Origin of the sequence: Microvirga arabica (assembly GCF_016811235.1) — a bacterium.
Taxonomy (GTDB): domain Bacteria; phylum Pseudomonadota; class Alphaproteobacteria; order Rhizobiales; family Beijerinckiaceae; genus Microvirga; species Microvirga arabica.
Map to the genome: position 1 here is coordinate 54,720 of NZ_JAFBID010000003.1, position 14,181 is coordinate 68,900.

The following is a 14,181-nucleotide window of genomic DNA, read 5'->3' on the forward strand; positions in this document are numbered from 1 at the left end:
GACGCGTCGCAGCACCGGGGCGCTGCGGGGCAGCCCCTGCTTCCGGAATCGGCGCGCCGGTCTCGTTCGCCTTGCTCATTCCGCCGCCGCCTTCAGCTGATCCCACTCCCGCAGGGCCGCCGCGTCACGGGGCGTCACGTCCGGATAGTCTGGATCCGTGCCCACCTCCTGAGTGACCTTCCACGAGCGGGCGCATTTGCGGCCCTCGGCGAGGGCCGGCACGACGGCCACGTCCTTCACGTCGTCAAGACGGAAGGCGTCCGTTGGCCCTTCGCCCTGCACCACCTGGATGCCGGAGGTGATGCAGATCTCCGCGAGGTCGAGGCCCTGCACGGCCTTGAACAGGCTCTCATCCGCGATGTGCACCACAGGCGCAGCCTCAAGGCTCGCGCCGATGCGCTTCTGCGCACGCTCGATCTCCAGCGCGCCCGTGACGACACGGCGCACACGGCGCACCTTCGCCCAACGCTCGGCCAGCGCATCGTCACGCCATTCCGCCGGTGCTTCGGCAAAGGTCTCGAGATGCACCGACTCGGCCTCCGGATAGCGCTCGAGCCAGGCCTCCTCGGCCGTGAAGGCCAGGATCGGCGCGATCCAGGTCGCCACGCAGCGGAAGGTCTCGTCAATCACGGTGAGAGCGCTCTTGCGCACCTTGCTCGAGATCGGATCGCAATAGAGCGCGTCCTTGCGGATGTCGAAATAGAAGGCCGACAGATCCGTGGTCATGAACGAGGTCAGCAGGGCGACGACACGCTTGTAGTCATAATTGGAGTAAGCCTCCCGCACCTCGCCGCCGAGTTCCACCAGGCGGTGGAGCACGAAGCGCTCCAGCTCCGGCATCTCGTTGAAGGCCACCTTGTCGGCCTCGCGGAAATGCGCCAGCGAGCCCAGCATCCAGCGGATCGTGTTGCGCAGCTTGCGATAGGTTTCGGCCGTGGTCTTGATGATCTCCGGGCCGATGCGCTGATCGTCCCAGTAATCCACCGATGCGGTCCAGAGGCGCAGGATGTCGGCGCCGTAATCCTTGATGATAGTCTGAGGCGCCACCGTATTACCGAGCGACTTGGACATCTTGCGGCCCTGCTCGTCGAGCGTGAAGCCGTGCGTGACGACGATGTCGTACGGCGCGCGGCCGCGCGTGCCGCAGCTCTCCAGCAGCGACGAGTGGAACCAGCCGCGATGCTGGTCCGAGCCTTCGAGGTACATGACCTGATCGGGACCGCCATCGACCTTGCGCGTCACCTTCAGGTCCTCGCGCCTTTCCAGCGCGAAGGCGTGCGTACAACCGGAGTCGAACCACACGTCGAGGATGTCGTTCACCTTGTCGAAGTCGTTCAGATCGTAGCCGCCGGCCTTCAGGAAGCGTGAACCGTCATCGGCATACCATGCATCGGCGCCCTCCTTCTCGAAAGCTTCGGCGATGGCATTGTTGACGCGCTCGTCCTTGAGGATCTCGTTGCTGCCCTTCCTCACGAAGACCGCGATCGGCACACCCCAGGCGCGTTGGCGCGACACCACCCAATCGGGACGGTTGGCGATCATGCCGTTGATGCGGTTCTCGCCGGATTCCGGCACCCACTCGACAGACTCGATGCCATGGAGCGCGCGCTGACGGAGCGTATCGCCCTTATCGTCCAGCGGCTTGTCCATGGAGATGAACCATTGCGGCGTGTTGCGGAAGATCAGCGGACCCTTCGAGCGCCAGGAGTGCGGGTACTGGTGCTTGAGCCGCCCGCGCGCGATCAGCGCGCCGGTCTCGACGAGCTTCTTGATCACGGCTTCGTTGGCGCCCGCATCCTTGCCCTTGTCGTCGTAGATGCGCTCGCCCGCGAAGATCGGCACGTGAGGGAAGTAGGACGAGTCCGGCGAAACCGTATGGGGCACTTCCTTCATGCCGCAGGCAACGAACAGGTCGCGATGCTTCACATAGGTGTTGTAGTCGTCCGCACCGTGGCCGGGAGCCGTGTGCACGAAGCCCGTGCCGGCATCGTCAGTCACGTAATCGGCCGGCAGCACCGGGACCGGGTAGTCCCAATATCCATTGCCGCCTTCGATGCCACGGAACGGATGGGCGCAGCGCTCGAGCATCACCGGCAGCACGTCCTTCACGCGCTCGTATCCGGCGACCCGTGCAGCAGCGAAGACCTCGGCCGCGAGCTTGTCGGCGATGACGAGGCGGTCGCCGACCTTGGCCCAGTTGTCACTGGCTGCTTCCGTCACCGTGTAGAGGCCGTAGGCGATGTTCTCGCCATAGGCGATGGCGCGGTTGGCCGGGATCGTCCAGGGAGTCGTTGTCCAAATCACCACGAACGCGCCGTCGAGATCGCCGTCCAGGGTGTTGGTGATCTTGAACTTGACCCAGATCGTCGTGGAGGTCTTCTCGTGATACTCGACCTCGGCCTCGGCGAGCGCGGTCTTCTCGACCGAGGACCACATCACCGGCTTCGAGCCGCGATAGAGCTGGTCGCCTACGGCGAACTTGATGATCTCGCGGGCGATCTGCGCTTCCGCGTCGTACGACATGGTCTGGTACGGGTTCGTCCAGTCGCCCTCGACACCGAGGCGCTTGAACTCCTCGCGCTGCACGTCGATCCACTTCTCGGCAAACGCCCGGCACTCGCGCCGGAACTCGACGATGTCCACATCGTCCTTGTTCTTGCCCTTGGCGCGATACTCCTCCTCGATCTTCCACTCGATCGGCAGGCCGTGGCAGTCCCAGCCGGGCACGTAGTTGGAATCGAAGCCGAGCATGCCCTGCGAGCGGACCACCAAGTCCTTCAGGATCTTGTTGAGGGCGTGGCCGATATGGATGTTGCCGTTGGCATAGGGAGGGCCGTCATGGAGCACGAAGCGCGGACGGCCCTTCTGGACCTCGCGCAGGCGCTCATAGAGCCTCTTCTCGTTCCAGCGCTGCAGGAGCAGGGGCTCCCGCTGCGGCAGGCCGGCCCGCATGGGGAACTCGGTCTGGGGCAGGAACAGGGTTTCGGAATAGTCGCGGGCGGCGCGGTCTAGCTTGTCGGTCATGACGGTCAATCAGGTCTCGTGTGGCCCGGTTAGAAGGCGGGCGCATCAGGCTTCTCTTGAGGGCGAACGGCTAGGATCCCGGACCTTCGCAGGTCATGCGAAAGCCGGGCCGATAATTCGCGCCGCGCCTATCCGGGCTGCCGGCAGGGCCTGAGAAACCATGGGCATGGGGAGCCTTTTAGCAGCGCCGGGGCGGATAATAAAGCGTGGTGATTCCGGGAGCGGCTCCCTATTTATGAGCAGGAACCAGCCTTACAATGTCCAGCGAGTGACGGGCAGGAAGGATCAGATCATGGCAGACTCGACCACCACGGCCGAACGGCGCTCGAAAGCCGGCTTCGACCTCTCCCCGCCGACCCCCGAGCAGTTCCGCGCGCTGGTGAACAGCCTCGACGACGAGGAGCGCCGCGTGCTCCTGGAGCACGGCACGGAGCGGCCCTTCTGCGGCATCTTCAACGAGGCCAAGGACAAGGGCACCTATTGCTGCCGCCTCTGCGGACTTCCGCTGTTCAACGCGGGCACCAAGTTCGAATCCGGCACCGGCTGGCCGAGCTTCTTCGACCCCATCGACCGCTCGCACATCGCCTTCGTGCGCGACACCAGCTACGGCATGGTCCGGACCGAGATCCGTTGCGCCCGCTGCGAGGGCCATCTCGGCCACGTGTTCAACGACGGCCCGCCTCCCACGGGCGAGCGCTACTGCATGAACTCGGTCTCCATGCGTTTCGTCGCAGATGGCGATCCGCTTCCGGATGAGCTGGGACGCGGCGCGCCGGAGGGCGAGGCGGCGGGCTAGAGCCCTGTCAATGGAGCCGAGCCGGCAGGACACGAACGCAATGGCGGGCGCCGATTTCTACGCCCGCCTGCCGGTTTTCGACCACTTCTCCGACCTGACCGATCCTTCGCGCTACATGCCCGTTCCGGACGATTGGGTGCTCGGCCTCAGCGATATCGTGCGCTCCACCTCGGCCATCCAGGCGGGACGCTACAAGGAGGTCAACACGGCTGCCGCCGCCGTTATCGCCGCGGTGGCCAACAAGCTCGGCACGAGCGAATTTCCCTTCGTGTTCGGCGGCGACGGCGCGAGCTTCGCCTTGCCGGCCTCCCAATCCGACATCGCACGGGACGCGTTGAGTTCCGTCACGGCCTGGGTGCGGGATGCCTTCGGCTTCGAGCTGCGCATCGCCCTCGCGCCGGTCTCAGAGATCAGGGCGCAGGGCCATGATGTCCGCATCGCCCGGTTCTCCGCCTCGCCGGACGTGTCCTATGCCATGTTCGCGGGCGGCGGTCTGGCCTATGCCGAGCGGCAGATGAAGGGCGGCGCCTTCGCCATTCCTCCCGCCCCATCGGGCACCCTGCCCGACCTTTCGGGCCTGAGCTGCCGCTTCGACGAGATCAGGCCGGAACGCGGCGTCATTCTCTCCCTGATCCTCTTGCCCACTCCGGAAGCCAACATGGGGGCATTCAACACGCTCATAAACCAGGTGCTCGCCCTGGCCGAGGGCCAGGAAGCCGGCCGCCCGCTGCCGGACAAGGGGCCTCCGCTCGCGTCCCCATTCCAGGGCTTCGGGATCGAAGCCAAGACGGTCGGGACACGCGGCCTCCGCCTGCGCCCCCTGGTGCGGCTCGCAGCCGGGCGCCTGGCCGCGTTCATGATCTTCCGGACGGGCCGCTCGTTGGGCGGCTTCGACCCCGCCCAATATCGCCACCAGCTCGTCGAGAACACGGACTTCCGCAAGTTCGACGACGGCCTGCGCATGACCCTCGACTGCACGCCCGCCCTCGCCGACCGGCTTGAGGCTCTTCTGCAGGAAGCGGAGCAGCAAGGCATCGCCCGCCACGGTCTGCACCGGCAGGAGGCGGCCCTCATGACGTGCTTCGTCCCCTCGCCTACCCGAGCCGACCACATCCATTTCGTCGACGGCGCCATGGGCGGCTACGCCATGGCCGCGCAGGCGCTCAAGCCTGCCATGTAACAGGAGTCATCCCGGACGAAGCGCAGCGAAGATCCGGGATCGGGTGCAGGATGAGGCACCGAAACCTCGACATTGTCATCCCCGCGAAGGCGGGGATCCATAAACACGACGTCTCAGGAGAATGCGAACAGCGTCGCGCCTCATTCTGCACCGTCAGCGGTTATGGATCCCGGGCTCCGCTGAAGCGGCCCCGGGATGACGGTTCTAGACTGGTTTGCGCGATCCTGGATCGTCACTGCGCTTTGTCCGGGACGACAACTTATGGGTTCACCCAATCATCGAAACCGTCATGTCCTCAGCCAGCATCCGCCTCGCCTCGACCGAATCCCGGTCCATCTGGGCGATCAGGGCCTCGATGCCGTCGAACCGCTCCTCGCCACGGATCCAGCCGATGAACTCCACGTCCAGGGTCTGCCCGTAGAGATCGCCGGCGAAGTCGAAGAGGTGCACCTCAAGGAGCGGCGCGCCGTTGTCGAAGGTCGGGCGTCGGCCGAAGCTGGCGACGCCGTCGACGAGCCGGCCGCCAACCGACGCCCGCACCGCATAGATGCCGTGCCGCAGGCGGCCATCGTCGGGAAGGCGCATATTGGCCGTGGGATAACCGAGAACGCGCCCGCGCTTGTCGCCATGGCGGACCTCTGAGCGGATGAACCAGCGATAGCCAAGAAGCCGGTTGGCCGTGGCGATATTGCCTGCTTCCAGAGCAGCCCGAATGGCGCTGGAAGAGACAGGCTCCGTGCCCTCGACGATGGCCGGGGCACTGATGCAATCGAGCCCGCGCTCCCGGCACAGCTCCATCATGCGCTCCGGATTGCCCTCGCGCCCGCGGCCGAAATGAAAGTCGTGGCCGATCACCACGCCCGACAGTTCCAGGTCCTTCGCCAGCAGGTCCACGAAGCCCGCCGCCGTGAGCGCGGCGAGCGATCCGTCGAAGCGCCTCTGGAACACGCCCGCCAAGCCAAGGCGCGCGAAGATCGCCAGCTTCACCGGCTCGGGCGTGATGCGGAACAGCGGTTTGTCAGGCTGGAAGAAGGTGCGCGGATGCGGCTCGAAGGTCACGACCGCAGCCGGCCGCCCGGAGTTCAATGCCAGGGTCAGGAGATGCCGGTGCCCGCGATGCACCCCGTCGAAATTACCGATGGCCGCGACGGCTCCCTTGAGGCTCTCGGGCACAGGCTCGCCATCGCGGCAGATCGCGAAGGAAGTGGGCATCAGGGGAGAACCTCGGAACTCATCTGGGACGGATCAATGCCGCGCGACCCTGTCGAAAAGCAGCTGACTGGTCAAGGGAAGAGACGAGAGCGGCTGCCCCGGTGTCATTCCCGACCGGAGCGCAGCGCAGGGGAAGGGAATCCACTCTCACGCACACCGTTATGGATCCTCTTCCCGACCTCAAGGCTGCCGGGGATGACAACGCGGAAGCGGCTTCACCAGGCCAGCACCTCCGTGAAGGCGGTCGGCCGAACCGGCTGCCGATCGACCCAATCCTGCACGTGATCCGACACGAGATCGCCCTTGTGGAGGCCGAGCTCCTCCGCGTGGATGCCGCGGGCGATCATCAGGGCGTCGATGCCGAAGTTCACGGCGCCGGCGATATCGGTGCGGATCGCATCGCCGACGGCCAGCACCCTCTCCTTCGGGATTGGATGTCCGGCGAGATCGGACGCGACAGTGAGAGCCCGCTCGTAGACCGGTCGGTGCGGCTTGCCGGCATAGAAGACTTCGCCGCCCATCTCCTCATAAGCCAGGGCAATAGTGCCCGCGCAGGGCAGGATCATATGGCCGCGCTCGACCACGAGATCGGGATTGGCGCAGACCATCAGCAGGTTGCGCCGGCGCATGGCCTCGAGCTGCGGGCGGTAATCCTCGACCGTCTCTTCCTCATCGTTGTCGAAGCCGGAGCAGACCACGTAATCGGCCTCCTCGATGGAGCCGAAGCGCACGTCGAGACCGTTGTAGATCGGCATGTCGCGCGGCGGGCCGATATGGTGCACCACCTTGTCGATGCGCTCCTGGATCGCAAGCCGGGTCAGGTCGCCCGAGGTGACGATGGCGTCGTAGGCGGTGGGGGGCACTTGGAACCCGTCGAGCTGCGTTCCCACCGAGGCGCCGGGACGCGGAGCGTTGGACACGAGAACCACCCGTCCGCCCTTGGCGCGAAAGCGCGTGAGCGCGTCGCTTGCGGCCTCATAGGCTTTGACGCCGTTGTGCAGCACGCCCCAGACATCGCAGAGGATGAGATCGTAGCGTTCGGCGAGGGGCTGCAGCCCCTCGACGTGAAGGGGACGGGTCAGGGCGGTCATGGGGTCTCACTCGCGCATCGTGCGGAAAAGTGGTCCCGGTATTCCGGCCCACACGATGCGCACTTCAAGATGATGAGACCGGCGGGTAGGCCCTCGCGCTGTCCAAGTCAACCGGCGCGACGCAGACGGGTTGGCGCATCCTCCAGGCCGAAGGGGCGCGGCAGATCCTGCTCGCCGGCGATCTCCGGCTTGACCGGACGCGGCGCCGCGAAGGCGAAGCCCTGCGCGAGCGGGACGCCGAGATCCTCGAGAACCGGCACCATCTCGTCCCGGTCCACCCGCTCGGCGATCAGCCGGATGCCCTGGCGGCGCAGTGCGGAGGCGAAGTCCCGCACATCGAGCTCCGGTCCCGCATAGCGTCCGTCCTGCTGCTCGGCGGCCCTGATCAGCAGATCGGCCGGCAGCTTCATGAAGCGGACACCCAGCTCCGCAAGCGCCTGCGGGTCGAACCGGAGATCGGCCGCGCGGTCGAGGGAGAACGGCACGCCGCGCTCCCGCAGGCTCGCCAGCGCATTCTTGAGGTCGGCATCGAGATGGCGCCAGCTGTGCTGGGGCAGCTCCAGGACGATCCTGCCGAGGATGTCGGGCGAGGAATCGAGCAGCCCGGCAAGCGACCACAGGAATCCCGGCTCGACGATGGCGTGGGCCGACAGGTTCACCCCCACGATGGCCTCGCTGCCGCGGGCCACGAGGTGGCGGGCGACGGCCATGGCGCGGATCAGGATCCGCCGGTCGAAATCGGCCGCCCGGCCGGAGCATTCCAAGATAGGCAGGAACTCTGCTGGTGACAGCAGGGTCCCGTCCGCCAGGCGCAGCCGCGCCAGGGCCTCGTAGAAGCGGATCTTGCCCTGCGGCAGCGACACGATGGGCTGCAGATGCAGCTCGATCCGGTCCGCCTCGAAAGCCTGGGTGACGAGCCTGATCCGGCTCGCCTCATCGGGCGAGAGCCTGCGGATGGACGGCAGCAGCGACGGCTCGGGAAAGTTTTCGGGGTTTCCGGCCGATCCGCTCACAAGCGTCAGGGCAGGCTTGGCGCGCCGCGCCTGTGCAGCCGGCGCGGCGCCCTCCGGCGCCTCCGCAGCCTTGGCGAGCTCGCGCAGGAGAACTGCCGCGCCCTGCCCGGCAACCCTGGCCGGTTGCGGCGCGGGCGGAGCGTCCGGGAATGCGGGCCGGCTCCCCGCTTCGGCCTGCCGCCACAGAATGATGAGACCGCCGATCACCATCGTGATGAGTAAGGCGAAGACCAGCATGACAAGGCCCGCTTCCATCGGCACATAGGCCGAAGCCGACGCTGTCAGAAAGGCTGGCGTGAAGGCGAGCAAAGCCGCCTTCCGACCCTTCAGGGCCGGAATGATTTTCTTGGTAATGACCATGGGTGCCCCCGCTCCCCTGGCTCGGGTTCTATGCCCGAATCAGTGTCTTAACCGAATGTGAATCAAGGCGAATCGCGAGGCAAGTTTCGTATTCCCGCAATGGACATTTTTGCGCAACCGCGCGTTGCTCGCTGAAGGAACATGAGACATTTCGGAAAGGGCGTATCGATGGAAGAGCCTCGCAAGGACCTGCTCATGCAGGTTGAGGGAATGACCTGCCAGGGCTGCGTCAATTCGGTCACCAAGGCGATCCAGCGGCTGGATCCCGGCGCCAAGGTCGAGGTGGACCTGGATCATGGACGCGTGCATGTGGTCACCACGGCGCAGGCTCTCGAAGTGACCCAGGCGCTGAATGCCGCCGGCTATGAGGCGACCGGCATGACCATGTAGCGGAAGGGTTGCGCCCGGCTCATGGCTTGGCGCAAAGATCCTTTTGCCGCCTCGGGAAACGGCTGCTAGGCTCCCCGCCAGCCATTTCCGGGGATTAGCCATGACCGCCCAGATTTCCAGAGCCGCCAACGACTCGCTTGCACCCAACGACCTCGAGGCCTGGTGGCTTCCGTTCACGGCAAACCGCTCGTTCAAGCAGCGCCCGAGGATGATCGCCCGCGCCAAGGGCATGTACTACTACACCCCCGAGGGCCGCGAGGTGATCGACGGCGCCGCCGGGCTCTGGTGCTGCAATGCCGGCCACAACCGGGACGAGATCACCCAGGCGATCCAGGCCCAAGCCGAGGAGCTCGACTACTCGCCGGCCTTCCAGTTCGGCCATGCGGGCGGCTTTGCGCTGGCCTCCCGCCTCGCCCAGCTCGCGCCCGGCGACCTCAACCACGTGTTCTTCTGCAACTCGGGCTCCGAGGCCGTGGACACGGCCCTCAAGGTTGCCCTCGCCTATTGGAATGCCAAGGGCCAGGGCAGCAAGACGCGCCTGATCGGCCGTGAGCGCGGCTATCACGGCGTCGGCTTCGGCGGCATCTCGGTGGGCGGCATCGTCAAGAACCGCCAGTTCTTCGGCTCGCTGCTCGCCGGCGTCGACCACCTGCCCCACACCTACAACCGCGAGCAGCAGGCCTTCTCCCGCGGCGAGCCAGAATGGGGCGCGCACCTGGCCGACGAGCTGGAGCGCATCGTGGCGCTGCACGACGCGTCGACGATCGCCGCCGTGATCGTCGAGCCGATGGCCGGCTCCACCGGCGTGCTGGCAGCTCCCAAGGGCTATCTCAAGCGCCTGCGCGAGATCTGCGACAAGCACGGCATCCTGCTCATCTTCGACGAGGTCATCACCGGCTTTGGGCGCCTCGGCACGGCCTTTGCCGCCGAGCGCTACGGCGTCATCCCGGACATGATCACCTTCGCCAAGGGGGTGAATTCCGGCGCCGTGCCCATGGGCGGCGTGCTGGTGCGCCAGGGGCTCTACGACACCTTCATGAAGGGTCCGGAGCACATGATCGAGCTGTTCCACGGCTACACCTATTCCGGCCATCCGCTCGCCTGCGCGGCCGCGCTCGCTGCCCAGGACATCTACCGGGACGAGAAGCTGTTCGAACGGGCAAAGACCCTTGAGCCGGTCTGGGCCGATGCGATCCATGGGCTCAAGAGCCTGCCGAACGTGCTCGACATCCGCACCATCGGGCTCGTCGGTGCCATCGACCTTGCCTCGCGCCCCGACGCGGTGGGCGCCCGCGCCTTCGAATCCATGGATCGCGGGTTCCAGGAGCACGGCATCATGATGCGCATCACCGGCGACACCATCGCCCTCTCGCCGCCGCTGATCATCACCGAGGAGCAGATCGGCGAGATCGTCGACAAGCTCACCAAGGTGATCAAGGCGGTCGCCTGAAGCTTCCCACCCTCAAACCACCTGGACGCCGTCCAGGTGGCTTTTCAACATCTGCCGCAGTTCCGAATGGATAATGCGCCTTAGGTATTCATCCTCTTGCGAGTTGAGGGCAACGGCTACCTTCATGATCTGGAGGACAACAGCCGCCATGGCCTCCCGGCGCGTCTCCGGAAAAGGTGGCTGGGCCGAAGCGAGCAGTTCGGCAATCTGGCCCCGCATCGCGGCGCCCGTCCTGCGCTTCTGATCTTTGTCGATATCCCGCCGCTCCGCGAGCACTCCGAAGGCCGGGCGCACGGTTAGGAAAGCCAGGAGCCCGTCGAAAAGCTTGTCCGCCATCCTGGCGGGACTCTGGCCGGACGCCTCCTTGCTCAACCCGTCAAGCATCGCCGCCAGGTCTGCGAGATACGCCTCGTGCAAAGCCTTCGCCAAAAGCTCCTTGGTGGGAAAGAACTGATAGAGCGAGCCGATGGAAGCGCCTGCGCGGGCGGCAATCTCCGTCATCGTGGCCGCCTCATAACCCTTCTCGAAAAAGACCTCAGCTCCCGCATTCAAGAGTGCAGCCACTCGCTCGCGCCCACGCTTTCGCTGAGGGTTGCGTGGTGCAGGCTCTGAAGTTTCGCTTGCATTTTGTGAGGATGGTCTCATATAACTCACTTTTATGAGGATTACCTCATTTAAATAAATTGAGCGTCAAGGGAAGCGCCTGACGCCCCCTCATATATCAGGACTATGCCATGCTGAACGAGCTTGATCCACGCTTCACCGCCCTTGTCCTGATCGATCTGCAGAACTGGACGCTCGGTATGCCGATTGCCCCTCACCCGGCTTCAGCCGTAGTGGGCAACGCTTCCCGTCTGGCGCGCAGCCTGAAGGCCTCAGGCGGCACGATCATTGTGACCCGGGCCGACTTCTCTGCGGGCTATGCAGACGCCCTCCGTCAGCCAGTGGACATCCCCCTGCCTCTCCCTGAAGGCGGCCTGCCCCACGAGGCAGTGGCGTTGTCTCAGGCCTTCGATATCGAGCCCGATGCCGTGATCACCAAGCGCCAGTGGAGCGCCTTCCATGGCACTGAACTCGACCTGCAGCTTCGGCGCAGGGGCATCTCCACCATGATCCTGGGCGGGGTGATGACCAATTTCGGCGTCGAGTCCACCGCGCGGGACGCCTGGCAGCACAGCTATTCCGTGATCATTGCGGAGGACGCCTCCTCAAGCATCAACGCCGACATGCACCGTTTCTCGATCGAAAGAATCCTGCCCCGTGTGGCCCGCGTCCGCGCAACGGCCGACATTCTGTCGAGCCTTGCGGCTCCCGCTACCGCATAAGCCTTGCCCCTCCCCGCCGCAGGGAGTAGGACCGCAGCACGTTCTTTCCAACAAACGGCTGCCGTAAAATCCCATGTCCAAGGCCGACAAGATCAAGGCCCGCGCCCCGCGCGGCTTTGCCGACCGCACTCCCGCCGATCTTTCCGCCACCGAGCGCATGCTGGCGGCGATCCGTGAATCCTATGAGCTCTACGGCTTCGAGGGCGTCGAGACGCCCTTCGTCGAGTACACCGACTCGCTGGGCAAGTTCCTGCCCGACCAGGACAGGCCGAACGAGGGCGTGTTCTCGTTCCAGGACGATGACGAACAGTGGCTGTCGCTTCGCTACGACCTGACCGCGCCGCTCGCCCGCTACGTGGCCGAGAATTTCGATGCGCTGCCCAAGCCCTATCGCAGCTACCGGGCCGGCTGGGTGTTCCGCAACGAGAAGCCGGGCCCCGGCCGCTTCCGCCAATTCATGCAGTTCGACGCCGACACGGTGGGCGCCGCCTCCGTCGCGGCGGATGCGGAAATCTGCATGATGGCGGCCGACACCATGGAGCGGCTCGGCCTGAAGCGCGGCGACTTCATCATCAAGATCAACAACCGCAAGGTTCTCGACGGCGTGCTGGAGGCCATCGGCCTCGGCGGAGACGACAAGGCCGGCCAGCGCCTCACGGTGCTGCGCGCCATCGACAAGCTCGACCGCCTCGGGCCTGAGGGCGTGAGCCAGCTCCTGGGCGCGGGCCGCAAGGACGAGAGCGGCGACTTCACGAAGGGTGCTGGCCTTGAGCCGAACGCCATCGAACGCGTGCTCGCCTTCACCGCCGCTAAGGGCCAGGACAATGCGGCGACGGTCGAGAACCTGCGCAAGGTTGTCGGCTCCTCCACCCGAGGCCTCGAAGGTGCGGACGAACTCGCGGAGATCGCATCACTTGTTGCCTCTTCCGGCTATGAGGATCGCGTGACCATCGACCCTTCCGTGGTGCGCGGCCTCGAATACTACACCGGCCCCGTCTACGAGGCGGAGCTGACCTTCCAGGTTCAGGACGAGGACGGGCGTCCCGTCCGCTTCGGATCGGTGGGCGGCGGTGGGCGCTATGACGGCCTCGTGGGCCGCTTCCGCTCCGAGCCCGTTCCGGCGACGGGCTTCTCCATCGGCGTCTCGCGCCTGCTCTCGGCCCTGCAGATGGTCAAAAGCCCCATCGTGTCGGGCTCCGAGAAGCCCGGCCCGGTGGTGGTGCTCGTCATGGACCGCGACCAGATCGCCGCCTACCAGCGCATGGTCTCGGCCCTGCGGCAGGCCGGGATCCGGGCCGAGCTCTATCTCGGCTCCTCGGGCATGAAGGCCCAGATGAAATACGCCGACCGGCGGGGGAGCCCCTGCGTGATTATTCAGGGCTCCAACGAGCGCGAGCGCGGCGAGGTCGAGATCAAGGACCTGATCGAAGGCGCAAAAGCGGCCCAGGCCATCGCCTCCAATGAGGAGTGGAAGGCCGCCCGCCCGGCGCAGTTCTCGGTCGCCGAGAGCAAGCTGGTCGAGGCCGTGCGCGAGGTTCTCGCCCGCCATTTCGGTTAACCTTGGCCGTTCGGGAACCCCGATGCTAACCTTCGGGTTGTCTCGGAAGCTTGACCATCAGGAGATGAATATGGCGAAGGACAAGAAGAGCGGCAGTAAAGCGAAGAAGGCCTCTGGCAAGAGCACCGGCACGAAGCTGGCGAAATCGGCCAAGAAGTCGGGCCTCATGGATCTGGTCAATTCGGAGCTCGGGCGCGAGATCCTGGCAGATGCCCTGATCGCCGCCGCAGGTGCCGCCGCCGCCGCCCTGACCCGCACCCGCACCGCCAAGAAAGCGGGCGCGGCGGTGGCTGATGCCGGCTCCCAGACCGCCGACCTGACCCAGACGGCCGCCGGCGCCGTCGCTGGTGTCGTTACGGAAGCCGCTCGCCACTTCCTGCCGCCGAGCCTCGTGGGCGAAGAGAGCGGCAAGGCGGAACCCAAGAAGGTGAAATACGTGAACCGCTCGAGCGGGGACAGCAAGCGCAAGTCAGCAAAGGCCAAGAGCGATACGGCCGAGAAGCACTGAGGTTATCTGCCCCAACATCCTTTATCGTCATGGCCGGGCCCGTCCCGGCCATCCACGTTTTTGAGAGGCTAACGACGTGGATGGCCGCAACGAGTGCAGCCATGACGCAGTGGAGGCGAGGATGTGTTCCCACTTTGTTCTTGACTGTTGCTGCAAGCTCGGCTATAAGGTTGCGTAGATCTGCTCCTGACGAGGGGCGCGCTCGCGAGGCGTCGCAGTGTGGGAGCAGACACGGTCCTGTAGTGCAGCCTCGCAAGCAGCACCGACAGGAGGC

General features: G+C 65.6%; 12 protein-coding genes. 7 read left to right on the forward strand and 5 right to left on the reverse strand.

What is annotated here, in order from left to right:
- Positions 1 to 75: 75 nt before the first annotated feature.
- Positions 76 to 3,024 carry an isoleucine--tRNA ligase gene (gene ileS / locus JQC81_RS02495; RefSeq protein ID WP_203270141.1) on the reverse strand — a complete coding sequence of 983 codons (2,949 nt, stop codon included), beginning with the start codon at positions 3,022 to 3,024 and terminating at the stop codon, positions 76 to 78.
- A gap of 292 nt (positions 3,025 to 3,316) precedes the next feature.
- Between ileS and msrB the strand changes: the two genes are divergently transcribed.
- Positions 3,317 to 3,820, forward strand: coding sequence for a peptide-methionine (R)-S-oxide reductase MsrB (gene msrB, locus JQC81_RS02500; RefSeq protein ID WP_246520165.1), 504 nt, complete (start codon positions 3,317 to 3,319; stop codon positions 3,818 to 3,820).
- Positions 3,821 to 3,860: 40 nt separating this feature from the next.
- Positions 3,861 to 5,000: a DUF3095 domain-containing protein gene (locus JQC81_RS02505; protein WP_246520167.1), complete on the forward strand. Its 1,140-nt coding sequence runs from the start codon at positions 3,861 to 3,863 to the stop codon at positions 4,998 to 5,000.
- 267 nt (positions 5,001 to 5,267) lie between these two features.
- Here JQC81_RS02505 and JQC81_RS02510 read toward each other — a convergent pair whose 3' ends face one another.
- The 3 genes from JQC81_RS02510 to JQC81_RS02520 form a co-directional block, all read right to left on the reverse strand.
- On the reverse strand, positions 5,268 to 6,212 hold the full coding sequence (locus JQC81_RS02510; RefSeq protein WP_203270143.1) for a bifunctional riboflavin kinase/FAD synthetase: 945 nt from the start codon (positions 6,210 to 6,212) through the stop codon (positions 5,268 to 5,270).
- A 215-nt stretch (positions 6,213 to 6,427) separates the two neighbouring features.
- Entirely contained in the window at positions 6,428 to 7,303 is an 876-nt protein-coding gene (locus JQC81_RS02515) for a TIGR01459 family HAD-type hydrolase (RefSeq protein ID WP_203270144.1), read from the reverse strand.
- A 107-nt stretch (positions 7,304 to 7,410) separates the two neighbouring features.
- Positions 7,411 to 8,676: an EAL domain-containing protein gene (locus JQC81_RS02520; RefSeq protein WP_203270145.1), complete on the reverse strand. Its 1,266-nt coding sequence runs from the start codon at positions 8,674 to 8,676 to the stop codon at positions 7,411 to 7,413.
- A 141-nt stretch (positions 8,677 to 8,817) separates the two neighbouring features.
- Between JQC81_RS02520 and JQC81_RS02525 the strand changes: the two genes are divergently transcribed.
- Both JQC81_RS02525 and aptA read left to right on the forward strand, forming a co-directional pair.
- Positions 8,818 to 9,066, forward strand: a complete 249-nt coding sequence (locus JQC81_RS02525; RefSeq protein ID WP_376772358.1) for a heavy-metal-associated domain-containing protein — start codon at positions 8,818 to 8,820, stop codon at positions 9,064 to 9,066.
- Positions 9,067 to 9,166: 100 nt separating this feature from the next.
- Positions 9,167 to 10,516: an omega-aminotransferase AptA gene (gene aptA / locus JQC81_RS02530; RefSeq protein ID WP_203270146.1), complete on the forward strand. Its 1,350-nt coding sequence runs from the start codon at positions 9,167 to 9,169 to the stop codon at positions 10,514 to 10,516.
- A 12-nt stretch (positions 10,517 to 10,528) separates the two neighbouring features.
- Here the strand turns inward: aptA and JQC81_RS02535 are convergent, their stop codons facing one another.
- On the reverse strand, positions 10,529 to 11,080 hold the full coding sequence (locus JQC81_RS02535; RefSeq protein WP_203270147.1) for a TetR/AcrR family transcriptional regulator: 552 nt from the start codon (positions 11,078 to 11,080) through the stop codon (positions 10,529 to 10,531).
- Between the two features lie 170 nt (positions 11,081 to 11,250).
- Between JQC81_RS02535 and JQC81_RS02540 the strand changes: the two genes are divergently transcribed.
- From JQC81_RS02540 to JQC81_RS02550, 3 genes are all read left to right on the forward strand, one after another.
- Positions 11,251 to 11,841: a hydrolase gene (locus JQC81_RS02540; protein ID WP_376772359.1), complete on the forward strand. Its 591-nt coding sequence runs from the start codon at positions 11,251 to 11,253 to the stop codon at positions 11,839 to 11,841.
- A gap of 73 nt (positions 11,842 to 11,914) precedes the next feature.
- Positions 11,915 to 13,399: a histidine--tRNA ligase gene (gene hisS / locus JQC81_RS02545; protein ID WP_203270148.1), complete on the forward strand. Its 1,485-nt coding sequence runs from the start codon at positions 11,915 to 11,917 to the stop codon at positions 13,397 to 13,399.
- A 70-nt stretch (positions 13,400 to 13,469) separates the two neighbouring features.
- The gene (locus tag JQC81_RS02550) at positions 13,470 to 13,907 is read left to right on the forward strand and encodes a hypothetical protein (protein WP_203270149.1); all 438 of its coding nucleotides are present in this window, start codon (positions 13,470 to 13,472) and stop codon (positions 13,905 to 13,907) included.
- Positions 13,908 to 14,181: the final 274 nt, after the last annotated feature.